The organism is Microbacterium aquilitoris, from assembly GCF_031932285.1.
Taxonomy (GTDB): domain Bacteria; phylum Actinomycetota; class Actinomycetes; order Actinomycetales; family Microbacteriaceae; genus Microbacterium; species Microbacterium aquilitoris.
Genome location: NZ_JAUZVT010000002.1, coordinates 460,232 through 483,407, shown reverse-complemented (window position 1 = coordinate 483,407; position 23,176 = coordinate 460,232). Strand labels below are relative to the sequence as shown.

The 23,176-nt window shown below is 71.4% G+C and carries 22 protein-coding genes and 1 tRNA gene; 16 read left to right on the top strand and 7 right to left on the bottom strand.

All coding sequences use genetic code 11. The features are described 5' to 3' along the window. Positions 1-54 precede the first annotated feature (54 nt). Positions 55-1,062, bottom strand: coding sequence for a LacI family DNA-binding transcriptional regulator (locus Q9S78_RS09165; protein WP_311870051.1), 1,008 nt, complete (start codon positions 1,060-1,062; stop codon positions 55-57). Between the two features lie 136 nt (positions 1,063-1,198). Between Q9S78_RS09165 and Q9S78_RS09160 the strand changes: the two genes are divergently transcribed. From Q9S78_RS09160 to Q9S78_RS09130, 7 genes are read left to right on the top strand one after another with little or no spacing between them, the layout of a single operon-like run. Further along, complete coding sequence (locus tag Q9S78_RS09160) at positions 1,199-2,467, top strand: sugar ABC transporter substrate-binding protein (protein WP_311870050.1); 1,269 nt, start codon at positions 1,199-1,201, stop codon at positions 2,465-2,467. Position 2,468: 1 nt separating this feature from the next. Beyond that, positions 2,469-3,590, top strand: a complete 1,122-nt coding sequence (locus tag Q9S78_RS09155) for a carbohydrate ABC transporter permease (RefSeq protein WP_311870049.1) — start codon at positions 2,469-2,471, stop codon at positions 3,588-3,590. Further along, positions 3,587-4,501, top strand: a complete 915-nt coding sequence (locus Q9S78_RS09150) for a carbohydrate ABC transporter permease (RefSeq protein ID WP_116228820.1) — start codon at positions 3,587-3,589, stop codon at positions 4,499-4,501. Before Q9S78_RS09155 ends, Q9S78_RS09150 begins: the two co-directional genes overlap by 4 nt. Then, positions 4,498-6,402, top strand: a complete 1,905-nt coding sequence (locus Q9S78_RS09145) for a glycogen debranching N-terminal domain-containing protein (protein ID WP_311870048.1) — start codon at positions 4,498-4,500, stop codon at positions 6,400-6,402. Before Q9S78_RS09150 ends, Q9S78_RS09145 begins: the two co-directional genes overlap by 4 nt. A gap of 57 nt (positions 6,403-6,459) precedes the next feature. Continuing rightward, a complete protein-coding gene (gene nhaA, locus Q9S78_RS09140) occupies positions 6,460-8,292 on the top strand; it encodes a Na+/H+ antiporter NhaA (protein WP_311857234.1) in 1,833 nt (610 codons plus the stop codon). Positions 8,293-8,302: 10 nt separating this feature from the next. After that, positions 8,303-9,949, top strand: a complete 1,647-nt coding sequence (locus Q9S78_RS09135) for an FAD-dependent oxidoreductase (RefSeq protein WP_311857237.1) — start codon at positions 8,303-8,305, stop codon at positions 9,947-9,949. Positions 9,950-9,966: 17 nt separating this feature from the next. Beyond that, positions 9,967-10,311 (top strand): UBP-type zinc finger domain-containing protein, encoded by a 345-nt coding sequence (locus Q9S78_RS09130; protein ID WP_018188459.1) that lies wholly within the window; start codon positions 9,967-9,969, stop codon positions 10,309-10,311. 7 nt (positions 10,312-10,318) lie between these two features. Here Q9S78_RS09130 and Q9S78_RS09125 read toward each other — a convergent pair whose 3' ends face one another. Continuing rightward, the gene (locus Q9S78_RS09125) at positions 10,319-10,795 is read right to left on the bottom strand and encodes a YbaK/EbsC family protein (RefSeq protein ID WP_311857242.1); all 477 of its coding nucleotides are present in this window, start codon (positions 10,793-10,795) and stop codon (positions 10,319-10,321) included. A 3-nt stretch (positions 10,796-10,798) separates the two neighbouring features. Further along, positions 10,799-11,602: a methyltransferase domain-containing protein gene (locus tag Q9S78_RS09120; protein ID WP_311857244.1), complete on the bottom strand. Its 804-nt coding sequence runs from the start codon at positions 11,600-11,602 to the stop codon at positions 10,799-10,801. A 109-nt stretch (positions 11,603-11,711) separates the two neighbouring features. Here Q9S78_RS09120 and Q9S78_RS09115 point away from each other — a divergent pair, with 109 nt between their 5' ends. The 6 genes from Q9S78_RS09115 to Q9S78_RS09090 all read left to right on the top strand — a co-directional run bounded on the left by Q9S78_RS09115 (position 11,712) and on the right by Q9S78_RS09090 (position 17,535). Further along, positions 11,712-12,785, top strand: coding sequence for a Glu/Leu/Phe/Val dehydrogenase family protein (locus Q9S78_RS09115; protein WP_311870047.1), 1,074 nt, complete (start codon positions 11,712-11,714; stop codon positions 12,783-12,785). A gap of 161 nt (positions 12,786-12,946) precedes the next feature. Further along, entirely contained in the window at positions 12,947-13,720 is a 774-nt protein-coding gene (locus Q9S78_RS09110) for an SDR family NAD(P)-dependent oxidoreductase (RefSeq protein WP_020096966.1), read from the top strand. Then, positions 13,720-14,355, top strand: coding sequence for a TetR/AcrR family transcriptional regulator (locus Q9S78_RS09105; protein ID WP_256335299.1), 636 nt, complete (start codon positions 13,720-13,722; stop codon positions 14,353-14,355). The genes Q9S78_RS09110 and Q9S78_RS09105 overlap by 1 nt, the downstream gene beginning before the upstream one ends. After that, on the top strand, positions 14,336-15,115 hold the full coding sequence (locus Q9S78_RS09100; protein ID WP_311857250.1) for a hypothetical protein: 780 nt from the start codon (positions 14,336-14,338) through the stop codon (positions 15,113-15,115). Before Q9S78_RS09105 ends, Q9S78_RS09100 begins: the two co-directional genes overlap by 20 nt. A 7-nt stretch (positions 15,116-15,122) precedes the next feature. Next, positions 15,123-16,376 (top strand): aminotransferase class III-fold pyridoxal phosphate-dependent enzyme, encoded by a 1,254-nt coding sequence (locus Q9S78_RS09095; protein ID WP_311870046.1) that lies wholly within the window; start codon positions 15,123-15,125, stop codon positions 16,374-16,376. 1 nt (position 16,377) lies between these two features. Then, entirely contained in the window at positions 16,378-17,535 is a 1,158-nt protein-coding gene (locus tag Q9S78_RS09090; RefSeq protein WP_311870045.1) for an MFS transporter, read from the top strand. 37 nt (positions 17,536-17,572) lie between these two features. Here the strand turns inward: Q9S78_RS09090 and Q9S78_RS09085 are convergent, their stop codons facing one another. Next, positions 17,573-18,211 (bottom strand): TetR/AcrR family transcriptional regulator, encoded by a 639-nt coding sequence (locus Q9S78_RS09085; RefSeq protein WP_311857258.1) that lies wholly within the window; start codon positions 18,209-18,211, stop codon positions 17,573-17,575. Between the two features lie 46 nt (positions 18,212-18,257). Here Q9S78_RS09085 and Q9S78_RS09080 point away from each other — a divergent pair, with 46 nt between their 5' ends. From Q9S78_RS09080 to Q9S78_RS09070, 3 genes are read left to right on the top strand one after another with little or no spacing between them, the layout of a single operon-like run. Continuing rightward, positions 18,258-18,932 carry a class II aldolase/adducin family protein gene (locus Q9S78_RS09080; protein WP_311870044.1) on the top strand — a complete coding sequence of 225 codons (675 nt, stop codon included), beginning with the start codon at positions 18,258-18,260 and terminating at the stop codon, positions 18,930-18,932. Continuing rightward, on the top strand, positions 18,929-19,741 hold the full coding sequence (locus Q9S78_RS09075) for an aminoglycoside phosphotransferase family protein (protein ID WP_311870043.1): 813 nt from the start codon (positions 18,929-18,931) through the stop codon (positions 19,739-19,741). The genes Q9S78_RS09080 and Q9S78_RS09075 overlap by 4 nt, the downstream gene beginning before the upstream one ends. Continuing rightward, the gene (locus Q9S78_RS09070) at positions 19,738-21,300 is read left to right on the top strand and encodes a glycerol-3-phosphate dehydrogenase/oxidase (protein ID WP_311870042.1); all 1,563 of its coding nucleotides are present in this window, start codon (positions 19,738-19,740) and stop codon (positions 21,298-21,300) included. The genes Q9S78_RS09075 and Q9S78_RS09070 overlap by 4 nt, the downstream gene beginning before the upstream one ends. Before the next feature lie 35 nt (positions 21,301-21,335). Here the strand turns inward: Q9S78_RS09070 and Q9S78_RS09065 are convergent. From Q9S78_RS09065 to Q9S78_RS09055, 3 genes are all read right to left on the bottom strand, one after another. After that, positions 21,336-21,411 (bottom strand) — tRNA-Ala (locus Q9S78_RS09065). 54 nt (positions 21,412-21,465) lie between these two features. Beyond that, positions 21,466-22,461, bottom strand: a complete 996-nt coding sequence (locus Q9S78_RS09060) for a large exoprotein (protein WP_311870041.1) — start codon at positions 22,459-22,461, stop codon at positions 21,466-21,468. A 72-nt stretch (positions 22,462-22,533) separates the two neighbouring features. Further along, entirely contained in the window at positions 22,534-23,154 is a 621-nt protein-coding gene (locus Q9S78_RS09055; protein ID WP_081630844.1) for a GNAT family N-acetyltransferase, read from the bottom strand. Between the last annotated feature and the right edge of the window lie 22 nt (positions 23,155-23,176).

Here is a 23,176-nt window from a genome sequence, read left to right as displayed (position 1 = left end):
CCCGGATGTCCGCGGCTCGCACGGCGTTGCGGACCCGCCAGGCTCCGAACCGCCTCAGCGGACCACGAGACGCGGTTGCACGAGCACGTGCCCCTCGCCTGCCCCCGCCGCGCGCCGCTCGATGCGGGTCCCGCCCGCCATCAGCAGGTCGAGGGCGCCGGCGGCGACGAGTTCGGGCAGCTGCTCGACGCTCGCGAGCCCCAGAGCCTCGACCGCGGGGGTGTTGTCGAAGCCGATGATCGAGAGGTCCGCGCGCTGCGCGGCGACGGCCGCGACATGGGCTCCGACGGCGAGGGTGTCGCTCGCGCACACGACGGCGTCGACCTCGGTCGTCGCGAGCAGCTCGCGGACCTGCTCGCGCGCGTCGGCGACCCGCTCCTCCGCTGACAGGCGCAGGTCGGGGCGGGCACCGGCATCCGTCATCGCCTCGCGCCACCCGCGCTCGCGGTCATCGCCCGTGGGCGAGCCCGCGGGCCAGCCGAGGAACGCGACCCGCGGGCCGACGGTGAGCGCGTGCTGGGTGGCGGCGCGCGTGCCCGATGCGCCGTCGACGTCGACCCACAGGTGCGCGGACTCCTCGGGCGACGCCGCATCCCACGGGCGTCCGAACGAGACGAAGGGCACGCCGCGCTCGGTGAGCCAGGCGAGTCGACGGTCGTCGTACCGGGTGCCCGTGACGACGACCGCCTCGACGTCGCCGGCGTGGACGAGGTCCGACATCCGCCGGATCTCCTCGTCCTGATCGGATGCCGCGTACACGAGCACGCGCAGGCCCCGGTCGCCGGCGCTCTCGGTGAGGGCGTGGACGAACCTGTCGAGCACGACGCCCGAGATCCCTCCGGCGTACGGATCGAGGTGGATGCCGATGGTCGCGCTCCGCTGCGTACGGAGCCGCCTCGCGGAGGCGTGCGGCGAATAGCCGAGGCGGGAGATCGCCTCCTGCACCCGCTCGCGGGTCGCGGCCTTCACGATGGCGGGCGTGTTCAGCACGTTGCTGACCGTCTGGCGCGAGACGCCGGCAGCGACAGCGACGTCCTCGATCGTTATCGACTTCTCACTCATCGACGCCCCCGCCCCCTTGACAGTGATGGGACCACCCTCTTACCTTGGGCATCATTCCACAATTTGATCGTTCAAAGTCGACCGAGATCAGCACGGTCGGAACGATCGCAGCACCGGGATCGAAGGAGATACGGACATGCGACACAGCAGACGACTCATGGCGCTCGGCGGGGTCGGCCTCGCCGCCACACTCGCCCTCGCAGGATGCGGCGGCTCGGGCTTCGACGACGGCCCCGCCGCCTCGGGTGGGGCGAACGGCACCGACGGCGGCGGCCTCACCTCGTCGGACGACGCCCTCACGATCATGATCGGCTCGTCGGGCGACGCCGAGACGGCCGCGGTCAAGGAGGCCGTCGCAGCGTGGTCGAAGGACTCGGGCGTCGACGCCGAGGTCATCGCCGCCACCGACTTGACCCAGCAGCTCTCGCAGGGCTTCGCCGGCGGCAACCCGCCGGACCTCTTCTACCTCGCGACCGAACTGCTCGCCGGCTACGCCGACAACGGCTCGGTCATCGCCTACGGCGACCAGCTCGAGAACAAGGGCGACTTCTACCCGTCGCTCGTGCAGAACTTCACCTACGACGACAAGTTCTTCTGCGCGCCGAAGGACTTCTCGACGCTCCAGCTGATCATCAACAAGAACCTGTGGGACAAGGCGGGCCTCACCGAGGCCGACATCCCGACCGACTGGGACTCGCTGGCCGCAGCGGCGAAGAAGCTGACCTCGGGCAACACGACCGGTCTCGTCTTCAGCGGCGAATACCAGCGGGTGGGCGCCTTCATGGCCGAAGCCGGCGGGCGCCTGGTGTCGGAGGACGGCACGACGGCCGTCGCCGACAGCCAGGAGAACGCCGACGCCCTCGCCTACGTGAAGGAGCACCTCGCCGACGGCACGTTCGCCTACGCCGCCGACGTGGGTGCCGGCTGGGGCGGAGAGGCGCTCGGCAAGCAGCTGGGCGCGATGACCATCGAGGGCAACTGGATCACCGGCGCCCTCGGCGACTACCCCGACGTCGACCCGCTCGTCGTCGAACTGCCCGCCGGCCCCGCCGGCAAGGGCACGCTGCAGTTCACGAACTGCTGGGGTATGGCCGCCGACAGCCCCAACCAGGAGGCAGCCCTCAGCCTGGTCGAATACCTGACGACCGCCGAGCAGCAGCTCGCCTTCTCGAAGGCGTTCGGCCCCATGCCGTCGGTGCAGTCGGCCGCCGAGCAGTGGACGACCGACAACCCCGACCTCGAGGCGTTCCTCTCGGGTGCGGACTACGCCCAGGGCGTGCCGACCAACGACGGTGTGTCCGACGTCTTCACCGACTTCAACGCGCAGCTGGCGACCCTCAAGGACGGCGACCCCGCCACGATCTTGAAGAGCGTCCAGTCCAACCTCGAGGCGATCGTCGGCTGACATGGCCTCGCCCGTCATCACAGAGCGGGCACCCGAGAAGACCCCTCGCCGCGACCACCGCTCACGCGGTCTGCGTCGCGGCGAGGGTGTCGCCGGGTGGCTGTTCGTCTCTCCCGTCGTCGTGATCCTCGGGGTGTTCCTCTTCCTCCCCGTCCTCATGGCGCTGTGGGTGAGCGTCTCGGACTGGGGCGGCCGTGGCAGCCCTCTCTCGCCGAGCGTCAACTTCGTGGGGCTCGACAACTACGGCGAGCTGACCTCGGGACAGGGGCTCCGCAGCCGCGACTTCGGCACCGCTCTGCGGAACAACGCCTGGTACGTCTTCCTCGTCGTCCCTCTCCAGACGGCGCTGTCGCTGTTCCTCGCGGTGCTCGTCAGCCGCCGGATGATGAAGGCGCGCGGCTTCTTCCGCACCGCCTTCTACTTCCCGTCGGTGACGAGCTCGGTCGCCATCACCGTGCTGTGGATCTTCCTCTTCAGCGCCGCGGGCCCCGTCAACGCGCTCATCGCCGCGGTCACCGGCGGCAAGGGACCGAACTGGTTCAACGACCCCCGCGGCATCGTGCACTTGCTCTTCGGCGTGTTCGGGGTGGATGCCGCGCCCGCCGCGATCTCTCAGCCGGGCTTCCTGGGGCTGTCTGGCTGGGACTGGATCGCGGGCCCCTCCGTCGCGATGAGCGCCTTCATCATCATGGCGGTGTTCACGACGAGCGGCACCTTCATGCTCCTGTTCATCGCGGCGCTGCAGAACGTCGGCTACGAGTTGACCGAGGCGGGCATGATGGACGGCGCGAGCGCGTGGCAGCGCTTCTGGCGGATCACGCTCCCCCAGCTGCGCCCGACGCTCTTCACGGTCATCACGCTCGGCCTCATCGGCTGCTGGCAGGTCTTCGACCAGATCTACACCGGCACCAAGGGCCAACCGGGCAAGACCACCATCACCCCCGCCTACCTGTCGTATACGTCGGCGTTCAGCAATCAGGACTGGGGCATCGGCGCGGCCATCGCCTTCATCCTGTTCCTCATCATCATCGCGTTCACGCTGCTCCAGCGGTGGCTCCTGCGGGAGCGCCCCGTCTCGAAGCGCCGCATCCGCGCCTACACGCCGAAGGGGGCACGGTCGTGACCGACAGCAGGACCCTCGCTCGCACGAAGACGCTCACCGACGAGCCGATCGACCGCGCGCCGCAGCGGAGGCGCCGGATCACCCCGGCATCCCGTCTCGGACAGATCGCGCTGTACGGGGTCCTCGCCCTGCTCGCCCTCGTCTACATCTATCCGTTCCTCGTGCAGGTGGCGACCTCCGTCAAGAGCGAGCAGGAGGCGGCATCCAACCCCATCTCGTTGATCCCGCAGACCTTCACGACGGCCGCCTACGAGCGGCTGTTCCTGAACAGCGACTTCCCGCTGTGGTTCGCCAACTCGGCGGTGGTCACGATCCTCGTCACGCTCGGACGCGTGTTCTTCGTCTCCCTCGCCGGGTACGCGCTCGCCCGACTGCGATTCCGCGGGCGTGGTCTGATCTTCGCGCTCGTCGTCGGCGTCATGGCGGTGCCGTCGGTGGTGCTCCTGATCCCGCGCTTCCTCGTGCTCAACCAGCTCGGGATGTACGACTCGTACGCCGGTATGGTCCTGCCGCTGCTCGTCGACGCGGCGGGCGTGTTCATCATGAAGAACTTCTTCGAGTCCATCCCTCCCTCGGTCGAGGAGCAGGCGCGCATCGACGGCGCGGGCACCTTCCGGGTGTTCTGGTCGGTCGTCCTGCCGATGGCGCGACCGGCGCTGATCACGATCGTGATCCTCTCGTTCCAGGGGTCATGGAACGAGCTGACCCATTTCATCGTCTCTGTTCAGGACCCGGGCCTGTTCACCCTGACGCGCGGCGTCGCGAGCCTGTCGTCCGGGCAGCTGAGTCAGGGCACGCAGTATCCGCTGAAGCTCGCCGCCGCGGCGCTCATGACGATCCCCGTCGCCGTGGTCTTCTTCATCTTCCAGAAGCGCATCATGAACACCTCAGAAGGAGCAGTCAAGGGATGACCGCAGGCCTCCAGCCCTTCCTGTCCGACGCCGTCGCCGTCCTCCGCGCGCCCACCCAGGTGTGGTCCCGCGAGGACGGTGAGATCGGCCCGCACTCGCTCGACACCGCGTCGATCGACGGCGTCTTCCACGGCGACACGCGCTTCATCCGCGCGACCCGCGTCCGCTACGGGACGGATGCCGCGACCCTCGCGCCCGAGTGGATCTCCCGCTCGGCGGCGTCGGCATCCGATGCGCGCTTCGAGGCGTTGCTGCGACGCCTCGACGACCGCACGCCGGACCCGAAGATCCGACTGACGCGGCGTCGCGTCGTCGCCGACGGGCGGATGAGAGAGGAGTTCACCCTCGTCTCTCATCTGGAGGAGGCGGTGGAGCTCGTGCTCGAGGTCGCAGTGACTCCGGACGCGACGCCGATGCAGGACGTTAAATCCGGCACCGACGGCGCAGCTCCGGTCGAACGGACCTTCTCGGGCGACGCCGTCGAGGTGAGTTCGGGCGACGCGTCGATGCGCCTGCAGGCGCCGGGCGCCGAGGTGACCGCAGCCGGCGACGACCTCATCCTCACGTGGCGCGTGACCTGCCCGTCGCGGTCGACCGCGATGGTGTCCTGGCACGTGGACCTCGACGACCCGTCGCTCGTCGTCCGGGGCACGACGCGGCAGGTCGACTGGGCGCTCGAGCCCGTCGACGGCGTCGATCCGCGGCTGTTCCGCTGGCTCCGGCAGGCGCTCGACGACCTGGACGCCCTGCGCCTGACTCTGCCCGGCAACGCCGACGAGTTCTTCGCCGCCGGCGCACCGTGGTTCTTCACCCTCTTCGGGCGCGATTCGCTGTGGACGGCACGCCTGTTCCTCTCCGTCGACCCGGGGATGGCGGCATCCACTCTGCGCGTGCTCGGACGGCTCCAGGGTTCCACCGCCGACCCGGCGACCGCGGAGGAGCCGGGCAAGATCGTCCACGAGCTGCGCGCCGGCACGCTCACGATGCCGGGCGAGGGCATCTCGCTGCCGCCGCTCTACTACGGCACGGTCGACGCGACCCCGCTGTGGATCACGTTGCTCGCCGAGGCGCACGAGGCCGGGATGCCGGAGGCCGAGGTGCGCGATCTCCTGCCGACGATGCACGACGCCCTCGACTGGGTGATCGCGTCGGCGAACGCGGACGGCTTCCTCGATTACGTCGACGAGACCGGCCACGGCCTGTCGAATCAGGGGTGGAAGGACTCGGGCGACTCGATCCAGTGGCGCGACGGGTCGCTCGCGGACGGCCCCATCGCTCTCTCGGAGGTGCAGGGCTACGCCTACGAGGCCGCGGTCCGCGCCGCGGATCTCCTGGACGCTCTCGAAGAGGACGGCGCCGAGCGTCTGCGGTCGTGGGCGGCGGACCTTCGCACGCGCTTCCGCGAGCGCTTCTGGGTCGAGACGCCGGAGGGCCGGTACCCGGCGATCGCTCTCGACCGCGACGGTCGGGCGGTCGACACCCTGACCTCGAACGCGGGCCACCTGCTGGGCACCGGCATCCTCGATCCCGACGAGGAACGCGCCGTCGCCGATCTGCTCGTCGGCCCCTCCATGGCGTCCGGCTTCGGCCTCCGCACGATGTCGACGGATGCCGGTGGCTACTGGCCGCTCAGCTATCACGGCGGCAGCGTCTGGGCACATGACACGGCGATCGTCGCGCGGGGCATGGCGCGGGCGGGCCTCACCGACCAGGCACGCGTGCTGGTCGACGGAATGCTCGCCGCCGCCGAGGCGTTCGCCTACCGCATGCCGGAACTCCACGCCGGCGACGCCGCGAGCGACGTCACCGTGCCGGCTCCCTACCCCGCAGCCTGTCGGCCGCAGGCGTGGTCGGCGGCAGCCGCCGTCGTCTGTCACGAGATCGCCACGCGGACCGGCTGACAGAACCCCGCCGGCGGGTGGAGACTGACTTCCGACTCGACCCCTCCCGGAGGATGCATGCCGCAGAAACTCGCCTCGATCGCGGACCACGTGGGCAGGATGGGCCGCACCCGGATGGGCGCGCTCCTGCTGCTGCTCGCGACCGTTGCCGCCGTCGTGTGGGCGAACATCTCCTCCGAGACCTACGCCGGATTCTGGGACACCCACCTGATGATCGGGCTGGGCGACATCCACCTCGACTTCACGCTGCACGCGCTCGTCAACGACGCGCTGATGGCGATCTTCTTCTTCACCGTCGGGCTCGAGGTGAGGCGGGAGTTCGCGATCGGCGAGCTGACCAGCTGGTCGCGCGCCGTCGTCCCCGTGATCGCCGCCGTCGCCGGACTCGCCCTGCCCGCCCTCCTGTTCGTCCTCATCGCCGGCCCGAGCGGGAACGCGGATGCCTGGGGTGTCGTCATCTCCACCGACACGGCCTTCCTCGTGGGCGCCCTCGCGCTCATCGGGCCGCGCGGGTCGGGACGCCTGCGGGTGTTCCTCCTCGCCCTCGCCGTCGTCGACGACATCGGGGCGCTCAGCATCATCGCCCTCGTCTACACCGAGACGTTCACACCGATGCCGCTCCTGATCGCCGCGGTCGGCCTCGTCGGCATCTACCTCGTCCGCTACCTGCGCGGCGGACGCGGACCGATCTACGCCACCCTTGCCGTCATCGTGTGGCTCGCATTCCTGGCCTCGGGCGTGCACCCCACCCTGGCCGGCGTCGCGATCGCGCTGCTCGTGCCGGTCTACCGGCCCGACCGCCGCGACGTCGAGCATGCGCTCGAGCTCGCGCGCACGTTCCGGCAGTCGCCGAGCACCGAGTACGCCCGGGCCGCGGCGAACAGCCTGCGCGAGTCGATCTCGATCAACGAACGCCTGCAGACCGCGTACGCGCCGTACGTCGCATACGTCATCCTGCCGCTGTTCGCCCTCGCGAACGCGGGCGTCTCGCTCAGCCCCGACATCCTGGCCGCCGCCGCGACCTCACCTCTCACGTGGGGCGTCGTGGTCGGTCTCGTCGTCGGAAAGCTCGCGGGCATCTGGGGGTCGACCGCCGTCCTCAAAGCCCTCAAGATCGGCGACTTCGGTCCGGGACTCTCCCTCGACCGCATCGGCGGTGGCGCGGCCCTCGCCGGCATCGGCTTCACGATCTCTCTCTTCATCATCGACCTGGCGATCGAGGACCCCGACGCGCAGAACCAGGCGCGGGTGGGGGTGCTCGCGGCATCCGTCATCGCCCTGGGGCTCGGCGCGCTCCTGTTCCGGATCGCCGACGCCCGGAGCCCCGAGGAGGAGGTCGGACAGACGCTCGTGCGTCCCGTCGACCCGCGCCGGGACCACATCTTCGGGTCCGCCGACGCTCCCTTCGAGATCGTCGAGTACGGCGACTTCCAGTGCGGGTTCTGCCTGAAGGCGTCCGGGTCGATCCAAGAAGTGATGGACGAGCTCGGACCGAACCTCCGCTACGTGTGGCGGCACGCCCCCCTCACGGTGCAGCACCCCAACGCCCTCGCCGGGGCGGAGGCATCGGAGGCGGCGGCGAAGCAAGGCAAGTTCTTCGAGTTCGAGCGGGGGCTGTTCGCCGACCAGGACAACCAGCTGCCGTCCGACATCGTGCGTCTGGCCGCGCGTCTCGGACTCGACGTGCCGAGGTTCGAGCGCGATCTCACCGCGCCCGACGTGGCGAGTCGCGTCCGCGACGACATGTTCGACGCCGAGGCGATGAACATCCATTCGGTGCCGACCTTCTTCGTCAACGGCCGCCGTCACACCGGCCCGTACGACGCGCAGTCGCTCATCCGGGCACTGCAATCGGAATCCGACGCACCGGTCTCGCCCGCGGGTCGATAGGTTGGGCGCCATGGCGCAAGAAAACGCTCCCATGATCATGGACGCGATGATGTCGCCCGACCTCTCCGACGTGCATTGGCGCCGACTGGTGTCGGCCGCCGTCCCGCAGGACGTCGAGGTCGGCGACTACGTCTTCCGCACCGGCGAGGCGGGCTACGACCTGATCTTCGTCGAGTCGGGAGAGGTCGAGATCGTCCGCGACGCGCTCCGCTGGATCGGCGAAGCGGTCATCACGACGGTCGGTCCCGGGCGGTTCGCCGGCGAGCTCGGCATCCTGAACGGTCAGAGCGCGTTCCTGTCGGCCCGGGTGACGAAAGCCGGCCGCGTGCACCGCCTCTCGCGTGCGGCACTCCGCGAGATCATGAGCGAGGACGACGAGCTCTGCGACCTCATCCTGCACGCGCTGTGGGCGCGGCGCGAGTCGCTCCGCACCGGCCCCGCCGCGATGACGCTGAAATTCGTCGGCACGACAACCTCGAACGACTTCCTGTCGCTCCGGCGCTTCGCCGAACGACTCGACCTCGTCCACAAGGCCGTGGCCCTCGCACCCAGCGACCTCGACACGCTCGACGTGCACGAGGTCGCCGCCGAAGACCTGCCGGTCGCCTACGTCCAGGGCGAGCCGATCCCCCGCGCCACCCCGGGGCTCGTCGCGGAACGCCTCGGTCTCAGCTACCGGGCCGAGTCCGATGAGATCGTCGACCTCGTCGTGGTCGGCGGCGGACCGGCCGGACTCGCGGCCGCCATCTACGGCGCCTCCGAGGGGCTGAGCACCGTGCTGCTCGACGCCGTCGCGCCGGGCGGGCAGGCGGCATCCACCTCGCGCATCGAGAACTTCCTCGGGTTCCCCTTCGGCGTGAGCGGCGGCGATCTCATCGGCCAGGCCGTCCTGCAGGCGCTGAAGTTCGGCGTCCGCGTGTACGCACCGTGCGAGGCGGTCGCGCTCGCACAGGTCGGCCCGGACCTGCTCGACGTCACTCTCTCCGACGACCGCGTCATCCGCGCGCGCAGCGCCATCGTCACCTCGGGGGCGGCCTACCGTCGTCTCGCCCTCGACCGGTGGGAGGACTTCGAGCGCTCCGGCGTCTACTACGCCGCGACCCCGCTCGAGCTCCGCCAGGTGCAGAACAAGCCGGTCGTCGTGGTCGGCGGCGCGAACTCCGCCGGGCAGGCCGCGCTCTACCTCGCGGCCCACGGCTCCCCCGTGCACCTCGTCATCCGCGGCACGGACCTCCGCACCCGGATGTCCAGCTACCTCGCCGACCGGCTCGCCGAGGATCCGCGCGTGCGGGTGCACACGGCATCCCAGGTCACCGCCCTCGACGGGAACGGCACCCTGGAGTCCGTCACGATCGACTCCGCCGGGGCCGTCGACGCGCGCGGGCTGTTCTGCTTCATCGGGGCGGACCCGGCGACGTCGTGGCTGCCCGCCATCGACCGCGACACCGACGGCTTCATCCGCACCGGCACCGACGTGGCCGTGCAGTCCATCGCGCAGTGGCGCGACCTCGGGCGCGAGCCGTTCCCGTTCGAGACGTCAGCGCCGCGCGTGTTCGCTGCGGGCGACGTGCGTCGCGGATCGATGAAGCGCGTCGCCGCGGCCGTCGGCGAAGGATCGAGCGCTGTCGCCTCGGTGCACCGCGCCCTGGCCTACTGACCCATCGAGAGGATGAGATGAGCTCCGACATCGACACCAACGTCGCCCCCTCGGGCGCGGGCTGCGCCGAGTGCGATCAGCAGGACGGGTTCTGGGTGCACCTGCGCCGCTGCGCGGCGTGCGGACACGTCGGATGCTGCGACACGTCACCCGGCCAGCACGCCACAGCGCACTTCCGCGAGACCGGGCACCGCCTCGTGCAGAGCTTCGAGCCCGGCGAGGACTGGTTCTGGGACTACGTCGACGAGACCATGTTCACCGGCCCCGAACTGGCCGAGCCCACCAGCCACCCCGCCGATCAGCCCGCTCCCGGCCCGCGCGGCCGGGTGCCCCTGAACTGGCGTGAGCTCATCCACACCTGAGCACGCGTCAGACGACCGAGACGACCCGTCCGCCGGTGAGCCGCACGAGCTCATCGAACGTCATCGGGAAGACGGTGTGCGGGGTGCCACCGGCCGCCCAGATCTCGGGGTAGCCGGCGAGGTCCTCGTCGACGAGCGTCTCGAGGGGAGCCGGATGGCCGGTGGGGGCGACCCCGCCGATGACCTGGCCCGTCGCCTCGCGCACCTGCTCCGGGGTCGCGCGGCTGATCTTGCCTCGCCCGATCCGTGCGGCGAGGGCTGCGGTGTCGATGCGGTGGGCACCGCTGGTCATCACCAGCAGCGGCCGCCCGTCGCACTGGAACACGAGGCTGTTCGCGATCGCGCCGACCTCGACGCCCAGGGCGTCGGCCGCGAGCACCGCGGTCGAGGCCGCGTCGGGCAGCACGACGATCTCGCCCGGGATGCCGGCTGCGCGCAGCGCGTCGTGGACGAGGCGGCTGCGTGCGCTGAGGTTCTCCGTCACCGGTCAGCCCCGCGCGAGGATCTCGCCGTGCGGCATGAGCAGCCAGCCGTCGGGAGCCGCGGCCCACTCGCGCCACCCCGCCGAGATCCGCTCGAGGTCGGCCCGGTCGGCGAGGCCCTGCTCGACGGCGTGTTCGGCGTACGAGGAGTGCAGGGCGCGATCGGCCCACGACCCGCCCCACCACGCGCGCTGCTCGTCGGTCTCGAACAGCCACGTCGACGCGCTCACGGCGACGTCGGTGAACCCCGCCTGGCGGGCCCACGCCTTGAGGCGCCGCCCCGCAGCCGGCTCGCCCCCATTGTTACGACCGATGCGCAGCAGCAGGTCGAGCCACTCGTCGAGCGCGGGGACGTGCGGGTGGATGATGATGCCCGCGTAGTCCACGTCGCGCGCTGCGACGAGGCCGCCCTGCCCGGCGAGGCGACGGAATTCGCGCAGGGCATCGACGGGCCGGCCGAGGTGCTGCAGGAGCTGGTGCGTGTGGACGATGTCGAAGGAGCCGTCCGGGGCGTCGACGGCGTAGGCGTCCGCCGTCTCGAAGCAGACGTTCGTGACGCCTTCGGCGGCGGCGTGGGCCTGCGCCTGTGCGACGACCTCCGCCGAGGAGTCGAGGCCGACGACCCGACCGGGATCGAGCCGGCGCGCGAGGTCGACCGTGATCGTGCCCGGGCCCGATCCGACGTCGAGGAGAGACGCGCCGGTGCGAAGATGCGGCAACAGGTACCCGACCGAATTCTCCGCCGTCCGCCAGCTGTGCGCCCGCAGGACGCTCTCGTGATGGCCGTGGGAATAGCGTTCGGTCTGCATAGGCCACAGCCTAGGCGGCGGCCGATATGCGAGGCAGAATGATGACGGATGCCGCAGATCGGCGGCATCCGCACCGCAGTGCCCACAAGGCCCGTCGACAAGGATCGCGATGACGCATTCTCTGCCCCTGCCCGATTTCACCCACGAGCGCGTGGAGGTGATCACGGGCCGGCGGAGCGGCCTCGTCGTCACCGTCGCCCTGCACTCGTCGACGCTCGGCCCCGCTCTCGGCGGTGCGCGCCTGTGGCGTTACCCGCACTGGTCCGACGCGATGGGCGACGCTCTGCGCCTGTCGGCGGCGATGACGCTGAAGAACGCGACGGCGGGATTGGATGCCGGGGGCGGCAAGTCCGTCATCGCCCTGAGCGAGGCGGACACCCTCGACGACGATCGGCGCCGGGCGGCGTTCCTGGACCTCGGCGACGCCGTCGAGTCGTTCGGCGGCCAGTACCGGACGGCGGAGGACGTGGGATCGACGACCGACGACATGCTCGTCGTCAGCGAGCGCACTGCGCACGTCGTGGGTCTCCCGGATTCGGTGGGCGGATCGGGGGAGCCCGCCGGCCCCACGAGCCGCGGTGTCTACGCGGCGCTCCGCGCGACCCTCGAGCGCGTCGCGGGTTCGCCCGATGTCGCCGGTCGCCGCATCACGATCTCGGGACTCGGCCAGGTCGGCAGCCGCCTCGCCGTCCGGCTGTCGGGTGAGGGCGCGATCCTCACCGTCACCGACGTGAACCCCGCGAAGATGTCGCTCGCCGCCGAGCTCGGCGCGACGTGGGTCGAGCCGGGCACCGAGCACCTCGTGCCCGCCGACGTGTTCGTGCCCGCCGGCATCGGCGGCGTCCTCACTGACGAGGTCATCGACGCCCTCGCGGCGACCGCGGTCTGCGGTCCCGCGAACAACCCGCTCGCCGAACGCTCCGGCGCCGTGCGACTCGCGGATCGCGGCATCCTGTACGCACCCGACTTCGTCGCGAACGCGGGCGGTGTCATCTACCTCGACGTCGAGGCGCGCACGCCCGGGCACCGCGAGGAAATCGCGACCCGCATCGACGGCATCGGCGACACGCTGCGGCGCCTCTTCGACGATGCCGCCGCCCGCGGGGTCACCCCGCTCGACGCGGCCGAGGCCTACGCGGCCGAGCGCCTGTCGACGGGAGCGCGCGTTCCCGCGAGCGTCTGACCCGCCGCCCGGGTCCGCGTCGCTACGGCGGGCGGCCCCGGGCAATGCCGGCCTTCCCGGCGTTACGGGGCCGTGACGTTATTACGAAAGCTCTTTACCTGCCCGGCGTCGACCTCCATACTGAGTGCACTTGTTCATCTGTACAACTCAGTGGAGGCCCCATGCCCGGCGTGATCGTCATCACGGGAGCGAGCTCGGGGATCGGTGCCGGCTTCGCCCGGCGCTACGCCGCGCGCGGCCACGACGTCGTCCTGGTCGCCCGCCGCGCCGAGCGCCTCGAATCCCTCGCCGAGGAGCTCCGCGGGCTGCACCGCGTCGAGGCGACCGTGCTCGCCGCCGACCTCGCCGACCCGGCCGCACCGGCCGCGATCGCCGCCGAACTCGCCGAGCGCGGCATCCGTCCCGCAGGTCTCGTCAACAGCGCGGGTTTCGGGACGGCATCCGCTTTCGTCGACGAGGATGCTGCGCGCGTCGCCGCCGAGGTGCAGGTCAACGTCGCAGCCCTCACCCTGCTGACCCGCGAACTGCTCCCGCAGCTGATCGAGGCACGCGGGGTGCTCGTGAACGTGTCGAGCAATGCCGGCCACCAGCCGCTGCCGGGACTCGCGGTGTACGCCGCCACGAAGGCCTACGTCACCTCGCTCACCGAGGCGATCTGGCAGGAGACGCGCGGTACCGGTCTGACCGTCCTCGCCCTCTGCCCCGGTCCGACCGAGACGGAGTTCTTCGCCGCAGCGGGGTCCGAGACGTTCAAGGTCGGCGCGACGAAGACCGTCGACGACGTCCTCGACGAAGCGTTCGACGCGCTGGACTCGTCCCGCCCCTCCCCCGTCCGCACCGTCGGCGCCGCCAATCGCGTGCAGGGCTGGGTGGCGCGCGTCTCGCCGCGGCGCCTCCGCCTGCACGTCGCCGCACGCGCGGTGGGAGGCTCCTGATGCGACGGATGCCTCCCGAAGAGCGCCGCGGCGAACTCATCGCCGCCGCCATCCGCGTCATCGCCCGGCAGGGCGTGGCTGCGGCGACGACCCGAGCCATCACCGCCGAGGCGGGCATGCCCCTCGGAGCCTTCACCTACATCTTCGGCACGCAGGACGAGCTGATGACGGCCGTCATCGACACCGTCATCGAACAGGAGCGCTTCGCCGCCGAGTCCCGCGCGATCGACCCGACGTCCCTGGCATCGGCGATCCGCTCAGGCCTCGAGGGCTACATCGACATGCTCGAGCACGACCCGGCCGACGAGATCGCCCTGCTCGAGCTGGCCCTCGTCGCCCGCCGGCGCGACCCGCAGGGGCAGATGCGCGCGCAGTGGCAGACGTACTTCCGGGCCGCCGAGCAGATGCTGACCTACGCGGCCGAGATCACCGGCAACCGGTGGACCGAGCCGGTCGCCGACCTCGCCCGCCACCTCGTCGTCGTCGTCGACGGGATCACGACGACGTGGCTGGCGGACGGTGATTCGGATGCCGCGCGTCGCACGGCATCGTTCGCCGCCGCCGCGTTCGCCGCGGCATCCGCCCCGCTCGGGGCACCGACCGAAGGGAGTCCCCGTGCTGACGGAGATCGATGAGCGCGTCCTCGCGGCCGTGAACCTGCGCGCCGTCCTCGGCGCTCTGCCGAAGCTGTCCGAGGTCGCGCCCGACGCGTCGCGCCTGCTCGCAGGGCTCGCGCAGCCTGTGCGTCTGACCGCTCGGGTGATCGGCGGCGAGTCCATGAGCCTCGTCTTCGCTCGGGACGGCATCCGCGCGGCGGAGGGCGACCGTGGCGGCATGACGCGAGCGACCCTCGTGTTCCGCTCCCCCGCGCACCTGAACGCCGTGCTCGACGGCACGGGGTCGCCGCTGCCGATCGCCGGGCCTGCCGGCATCCGCTTCCTCACGCAGGTGTTCACCCCGATCAGCGACCTGCTCGGCCGATACCTTCGCCCGAGCGACGCCGACCTCGCCGACCCGGCCTTCAGCGATGCGCACCGGGTGCTCCTCCTCGAGGTCGCCGTGGGAGCCATCGCGATCGTCGCGAACCGCGACCGCTCCGGCCGCTTCAGTGCAGGCCAGATGACCGACGGCGACCTCGACATCGCCGTCGGCGACGCGCTCCGCCACCGCCTGCGGGTGCAGGAGCACCGGCTGTCTCGCGTTCCGGTGACGGATGCCGCGCCCCGCGCCGTCTTCCGGTTCGCAGACCTGCAGACCGCCGGCGACGTCCTCGCGGGCCGGGAGAGCGCGCTCGCGTGCGTCGGTGACGGGCGCATCGCCATCCGCGGCTACATCCCCCTCGTCGACAACACGAGCCGCATCCTCGACCGCGTCGGCCACTACCTCGGAAAGTGAGCTCCCCGTGTACACCTTCGACAAGAGCCTCGCCGCCTTCCGCCGCGCGCAGCGGGTGATCCCCGGCGGCATCCCGGGGCACCTCGGTCCCACCGAGGGACTGCACCTTCCGAACGACGGCTTCCCGAAGTTCGCCGCCCGCGCCGAGGGCACCCGGTTCTGGGACCTCGACGGAAACGAGTTCATCGACTGGATGTGCGCCTACGGGCCGAACGTCCTCGGCTACAACGATCCCGACGTCGCCGCCGCCGCTCAGGCGCAGGCGAAGAAGGAGGACGTCGTCTCGCTGCCGTCGACCGTCATGATCGACTTCGCCGAGCAGCTGGTCGACCAGGTCGCCAGCGCGGACTGGGCGATGTTCGCCAAGAACGGCGGCGACACGACGACGCTCGCGATCATGACCGCCCGCGCCGCGACGCTGCGCAAGAAGGTGGTGTTCGTGAAGGGGTTCTACCACGGGGTCGCGCCGTGGACGCAGAAGCTCGACTACCCCGGCGTCCTCGAGGAGGACGTCGCGAACAACCTCTACGTGCCGTGGAACGACCTCGACGCGCTCCGGGCGCTGCTCTCCGAGAACCGCGGGCAGGTCGCCGCCCTCATCTCGACGCCGTACATGCACGGCAACTTCGTCGACAACCAGCTGCCCGCCGACGGGTACTGGCAGGCCGTGCGGAAGCTCTGCGACGAGCACGGCGTCGTCCTGATCATCGACGACGTGCGCGCAGGCTTCCGCCTCGACCTCGCCGGCAGCGACCACTACTTCGGCTTCGAGGCCGACCTGATCTGCTTCTGCAAGGCGCTCGCTAACGGCTACAACGTCTCGGCGCTCCTCGGCCGCGAGTCCTTGAAGGAGGCGGTGAGCTCGATCACCTACACGGGCAGCTACTGGATGAGCGCCGTGCCGTTCGCGGCCGGCATCGCGACGCAGAAGAAGCTCCGCGAGCTCGACGCCCCCGCGCTGTTCGAGCGCCTGGGCCGACGGCTGACCGACGGCCTCACCGAGGCGGCCTCCGACGCGGGTTACACGCTCGTGGCCTCGGGCGCACCCGCCCTCTTCTACCTGCGGGTGGCCGATCCGGCGGACTCGCTCATGCTGCATCAGGACTGGATCGCCGAGTGCGTGCGCCGCGGCGCGTACCTCACCTCGCACCACAATCACTTCCTCAACGCCGCGGTCACCGAGGCCGACGTCGACCGCACGATCGAGATCGCCGCCGACGCCTTCGCCGCCCTCCGGATGCGCCACCCCGCGGTGGTGTGAGGTGACCGCCACGACGGCACCATCCGCGACGACACCCCGCACCGTCGCCGCGACAGCCGCGGTGTACGGCCTGCAGGGTCTCGGATACTCCGTCATCGTGACGGCGCTCCCCGCCTTCCAGGAACGCACCGGGCTGGATGCCACGGGCATCGCCGCGATCCTGCTGGGAGTCTGCGTGACCGCGGCGCTCGGCTCGCTCGTCGCCGACGCGATCGCCCGGCGTGCCAGCAGCCGTCGGGGTGTCGTCGTGGGCCTGTCGCTGCAGGCGGTGGGACTGGTCGCGACGGCGTTCTCGCCGGGAACCGCGATGCTCGCGGCATCCGTGCTGCTCTACGGCCTGGGGCTGGGGCTGATCGACGCGTCCTCGAACATGCAGGGCGTCCTCGCCCAGCGCGGGCGCGCGACCCCGCTGCTCGGACGCTTCTTCGCGACGCTCACGGCAGGGTCGATCGTCGGGGCGCTCGGCATGGCGGGGATCCTCGCCGCCGGGGCGCCCGCGGTCGCCGCGCTGGTCGCCGCCGCGGTCCTGCAGATCGCGTTCGTCGCCTTCGGGGCGCGTCTGCTCAGCCGCGAGCGGGCGGCGCGGAGCGCGGAGTGGAGCGGACCCCGAGGTCCGAGGCTCGACGGACGCGCGATCACCGTCGTCGGACTCGTCATCCTCGCCGCGTACACGGTCGACTCGGCGGTGAGCTCGTGGGGCTCGATCCACCTCGAGTCGATCGGCGCCGCCGTCGCGCTCGCCCCCGTCGGCCTCGCGGCCTATCAGGGCGGCGTGCTCATCGCGAGGATGGTGACGGATGCCGTCGTCCGCCGCATCGGTCGCGCGCGTCTGCTCGCCGTCGGCCTCGTCCTCGGCGTCGCCGGTGCGGTCGTCGTGGCCGCGGTCCCCTCGCCCGTCGTCACGATCGTCGCCTTCGCGGTGAGCGGTCTCGCCGTCGGAGCGCTGGTCCCCATCGCGTTCGGGCTCGCCGGCTCCATCGATCCAGCGCGCAGCGACGAGGTCATCGCACGGGTCAACCTCTTCAACTACGCCGGCGCCGTCCTCGGGGCCGTCGGGGTCGGGGTGCTCACCGACGTCACCGGCTCGGGGATCGCATTCCTCCTGCCCGCACTCCTCCTCGTCGCGGCCGTCCCGGCGTGGCGTCGGACCGCCGGCTGAGCCGCTGGGGTGCCCGGCGCTTCACGCACCCCGCTCTTCAGGTACCCAGCGAGGCGCGGAGCGCGCGTTCGAGCTCGGCGAGCAGCACGGCCCGCTCCGGCTCGGGCGCGGCGAAGGCGTCGTGCAGCACGGCGTCGGCCGACGCGAACGCGACCCGGGCGACGGCCGCGCCGCGCTCGTCGTCCACTCCGTCGAGCACACCCGCTTCGCGCAGCAGCGTGTGGACGCGATCGGCCATCGCCCGCTTGTGGCGGCGACGCGCGGCATCGGCCTCGGCCGAGATCGCGACCGTACCGAGCGACCTGGCGGACTGCTCGTCCTGGTAGACGGCGACGACGGCACGGAGCACGCCACCGACGGGGTCCTCGCCGCGCGGGTCGCTGCGGAGACGCTCGATCGCGTCGTCGAGCAGGCGCTCGAGGCGGTCGTGGTACCGAGAGACGATGGCGGCGAGGATCGCCTCACGGTCGGGCAGGTACTGGTACAGCGCCCCCACGCTGACCCCGGCCTCGGCGGCGACGCGCGGCAGCGTGATGACGTCGACGCCCTCTCGCAGCACGATGTCCTCGGCGGCGGCGATCGCCTGCGCGAGCTTCTGGCGCGACCGCTGCTGCGTCGGGGTCCGGCGCAGGCCGAGGGCGGCCCAGTCCTGAGGGGTGTCGTCCGTGGTGTCCATGGAATCAAACTTGACTTTGGTTAGGGGTGGCGGCAACGTTAGCAGCATGACGATGAAGTCGCACCATCACGATCTCCGCGCGTCTGTGGCCGCGGCATCCCGCGCTCTCGCCGGTCACGGCCTGCTCATCGGCACCGCCGGCAACGTCAGCGCCCGGGCGGGCGACGTTGTCGCCGTCACGGCGACCGGCGTCGTCCTGGGTGAGGCGACCGCCGACGATGTGACCGTCGTCGATCTGGGCGGTGCCGTGGTCGAGGGAACGCTCGCCCCGACGTCCGAGCTCGCCCTCCATCTCGGGGTCCTGCGCTCCGCGCCGGCCGAGAAGGTGTCGGCGGTCGTCCACACGCACGCGCCCAACGCCACCGCACTCTCGCTCGTCCTGGACGAGCTGCCCGTCGTGCACTATCAGCAACTCGTCCTGGGAGGATCCCTCCGCGTCGCCCCGTTCCACGCGTTCGGGACGCCCGACCTGGCCGCCGCCGTCGGCGCGGCCCTCGACGGCCGTCTCGCAGCCCTCATGGCGAACCACGGCACGGTCGCGCTCGGCGCCGATCTGACGACCGCCGTCGAGCACGCGCTGCTGGTCGAGTGGCTCGCGGAGCTCTACCTGCGCGCCGCGAGCGTCGGCACGCCGCGGGCACTCGACCCCGCACAGCAGCAGGAGGTCGTCTCGCACGCGATGCGCCTCGGGTACGGAACGACGAAGCCGGTGTCGGCGTGACCGCGGTCGGCGAGCTCGTGGCGCATGGGCGTTCCGCAGACGTCCACTCCCTGACGACGGCAACCGTCGTGAAGGTCTTCCACGACGACTGGCCCGATGAGGCGATCGGCCGCGAGGTCGAGGACGCCACGGCCGCGTTCGACCTCGGCCTCACGCCCATCCGCTGCCGCGGCAGAGCGGATGCCGACGGCCGGCGCGCGGTCGTCTTCGACCGCATCGAGGGGGTCGCCCTGACCACCGTCGCCGAGAAGAACCCGCTGCGAATGGGGCGCGTCGCCCGCGCGCTGGCGCAGGAGCACGCGCGCATCCACCGGGTCGCGAGCGACCGCTTCCCCGACGTGCGCGACGTCGCGGCGGACCTCGTCGGCACTGCGCCCTTCGCCGGTCTCGCCGCGCGCGAGCGCGCAGAGCTCCTCGATCACCTCGCGTCGCTCCCCGGTGGCGAGAGCGTCCTGCACCTCGACTTCCACCCGATGAACGTGTTCCGGCACGGCGGCGGCATCGCGACGATCGACTGGCAGTCCACCGCCTGCGGTGATCCCGCGGCCGACGTCGCGATGACCCGGCTGCTGTTCACCGAGGCCGAGCTGTTCCCGGGGGCGACCAGGGCGCAGCTGCTCGTCTACGGGGCGGCGCGCGGGGCGATGGGACGCATGTATCTGAAGGAGTACCTCGACGTGACGGGAATGACGACGGCCCGCCTCGACCGGTGGGCGACGGCCGCGCGGGTGCTGCGGCTGGGGATGCTCGACATCCCGAGCGAGCGCGAGCGTCTGCTGCGCGGCATCCGGTCGGTGATCGCCCGATGACGACGACGGTCCGGCGTTCCCTGCCCGCCGAGGGTGAGGTCGTCGACGTCCTCGTCGTCGGCGGCGGCATCACCGGAGCGGCGATCGCCTACGAGGCCGCGAGTCGCGGGCTGTCGGTCGCGCTCGTCGAGAAGGGCGACTTCGGCGCCGCGACCTCGGCCGCGACGGGCAAGCTCATCCACGGCGGTCTCCGCTACCTGAAGAACCTCGAAGTGGGTCTCGTCCGTGAGTCCCTCGCCGAGCGGCGGACCCTGTCGCGCATCGCTCCGGGGCTCGTCTCCCCCATCGCGATGGTCCTCCCCGACCCGGGGCTCATCGAGCACGTCGGCCTCACGGCGTACGACGTGCTGTCGTTCGATCGCAACCGCGTGCCGGCGAGCCACCGCATCCCCCGTCATCGGAGCCTGAGCCGCGAAGAGCTGCGGCTGCGCGGGCTGGGGCATCTCGAGCACGGGATCCTCTTCCACGACGCGATGATGCTCTCGCCCGAACGGTTGACGTTCGCATTCGTGCGGTCCGCCGTCGCGCAGGGCGCAAGGGTCGCGAACCACGTGCGGGCCGATGGCCTGATCTCCGCGGCCGGACGCGTTCGCGGGGCCCGCGTGACCGACCTCGTGACCGGCACGGCACACGAGGTGCGGGCCCGCGTGACGGTGAACGCGAGCGGACCGTGGGCGTACGAAGTGCTCGCCGCCGAGGGCCTGCTGCAGCGCGCTGCCGGCCCCCGCCCCGAGGTGCGGTCGGAGGGCATCTACCTGATCACGAGGCCGATCACCGAGACGATGGTGCTGACCGTGTCGTCGGGCGGTCACTTCAGCTTCGCGCCGTGGCGCGGGCGGACGCTCATCGGTCCGACCGAGACGCCCTACACCGGTGATGTCTCGGACTGGCGGTTGACGCGGGAATCGATCGAACGTTTCCTCAGCGAGATCAACGCCGCAGGTCGCCTGCCGGTGGAACTGTCGATGTCGGACGTCGTCGCCGCGTACGGCGGCCTCCGGCCACTCACCGAGACGAGCGGGACCGACACCTACCGCGCCTCGCGTGCGTCAGAGCTCGTCGACCACGCCAAGGACGGCGTCCCCGGCATCGTCACCGCGACCGGCGGCAAGTACACGACGGCGCGCGCGTTCGCCGAGAAGGTCGTCCCCGCGCTCGCACGATCGATCGGCCGCGTCGCCGCGCCGAGCCGCACCGCCGACGTGCCGCTCGACGGCGCGGACCTCGCCGACACGGGGACGGCCGACCTGATCGACCGGCTGTACGGATCGGATGCCGGTGCCCTCCGGGCCGTGGCATCCGAGTCCGACGTCCTCTCACGCGAGGCGACGGATGATGGTGAACTGCTCGCCGGTGTCGCGTTCGCGGCCCGACACGAGGCCGCCGTGCACCTCACCGACATCCTGCTGAACCGCACCGGCATCGGCCGCCGCGGCGACCCCGGCGACGAGGTCCTGTCGGCGGCGGCGGATGTCGCGGGCACCGAGCTCGATTGGTCGCCGGAGCGCCGTGCGACCGAGCTTGACGCCGCGCGCGCCGCGGTCGCACTCCCCCGATAACGGCGAAAGACCCCCGCGAACGGGGGTCTTTCCGGTGGTGGACCTGAGGGGATTCGAACCCCTGACCTCTTCATTGCGAACGAAGCGCGCTACCAACTGCGCCACAGGCCCGGAAGCCTCAACATTACCACGACCGATCGGGCCGCTCGAACGCGAGGCGGGCTCCTACTGGCCCGATGCGCGGCGTGCGAGGAGGTCGCGCACGTGCGCTTCGATGCGCTCGTCATCAGCCGGTCCGGCGAAGGCGACCTCGGCGGCACGGGTGCGACGGGCGGTGTCGATCGACGGCGGCGCGGCCTGTGCCACCCGCTCGCGGAGAGCCTCTTCGACGGCTGCCTGGCGGAGCGCATCGCGGGCGTCCGAGGCGTCGAGCACGGCCGCTGCGCGCGACCCGGCCGACGCGGTGAGCGGACGCGGCAGCGTGCGCGGCGTCCATTCGACACGGTCCGACTCGAGCACGACGTCCTGGAGTGCGCTCGCCTCGCGGACGACCTCGATCTCGACCGAACGGGATGCCGCGCGTCTCGCGACCGTGTTCATCCGGCCGAGTACGAGCAGGCTCGAGAGGGCGACGGCTCCGCCCGCAACGAGCAGAGTCCAGCCGGCGCCGATGGCGCCGAGGTAGCCACCGAAACCGGTGACGCCGAGAGCCAGCACACCGACGACGGAAGCGGTGAGGCGCACCCGGCGACGCGTCCGCGCACGGCGGACGGCGGGAGTGGCGCGGGCGGCGGCGGCCTCGGCGATCGCGCGCTCGCGCGCGAGTGCGGCATCCGCTCGCGCCTTTTCGCGCCGGGCCGCGGCGTCGGCGGCAGCCTGACGCCGCTCGGCCTTGGCGAGTTCGCGGTCGACGGCGGCCTGCGCCTTCGCGGCGGCGAGTTCGGCGCGCGCGGCTTCGAGGCCGACGCTCTCCTTCTCGGCCTGCACGCGACGCGCGAGCTTCTGCTGGGCGAGGGCGGTGCGCGCGTTCAGCTCGAGGCGGACCTCACCGGGGGTCTCGCTCGTCTCGGCGAGGACGCGCAACGCCTGGTTGAGCCGGACCGCGTTCCGCTCGGCGGCCTGGTATTGATGACGGCTGTGCCACGACGGCAGAAGGTACAACAGCCACAAGAGGACAGCGACGAGGACGATCACCCCGCCACCCATCACCTGCTCACCCATGTCGCTCACCGTATGTTCCCGAAGCGGTGCGGCCCGGCATCCGCTGGGCGTGTCTGAACCTTTGGTTGAGGGTTAACGGTCGGAGGGCGGGATGGATGCCGCATCCGCCGGCGCCCGCCCGGCCAGCCACCGGTTCAGGACGCCCTCGCGGACCTCTTCACGGACGAGCGCGAACGCGTAATGGTCGCGCCAGTCGCCGTCGATGTGGATGTACCGACGACGCAGTCCCTCGTACCGGAAACCGAGCTTCTCGACGACTCGGAGGCTCTTCGTGTTCTCGGGTCGGATGCAGATCTCCATGCGGTGGAGGCGCAGATCCTCGAAACACACGTCGGTGGCGAGGGCGACCGACGTCGGGGTGATCCCCCGGCCGGCGAAGCGCTCGCTCACCCAGTAGCCGATGGTGGCCGACGACAGCGAACCGCGAGCGATCCCCCAGACGTTCAGCTGACCGGTCACCTCGCCGTCGTACTCCATGACGAACGGCACGCCCGAGCCGTCACGGTACTGCTGCAGCAGTCGCCGCACCCCGGATCGCATGTCGAGCGAGACCGGACCGTCGGGGCTCGTCGCCTCCCACTGCCGCAGCCACGACCTGTTCTGTTCGAGCTCGGTCTGCAGCGGCTTCGCATCGCGGGGACGCACGAGCCGGATCGAGATCGGACCGTGCGCGCGCACGACCGGGCCCTCCATGCCCATCAGCGACCCGCCGGGC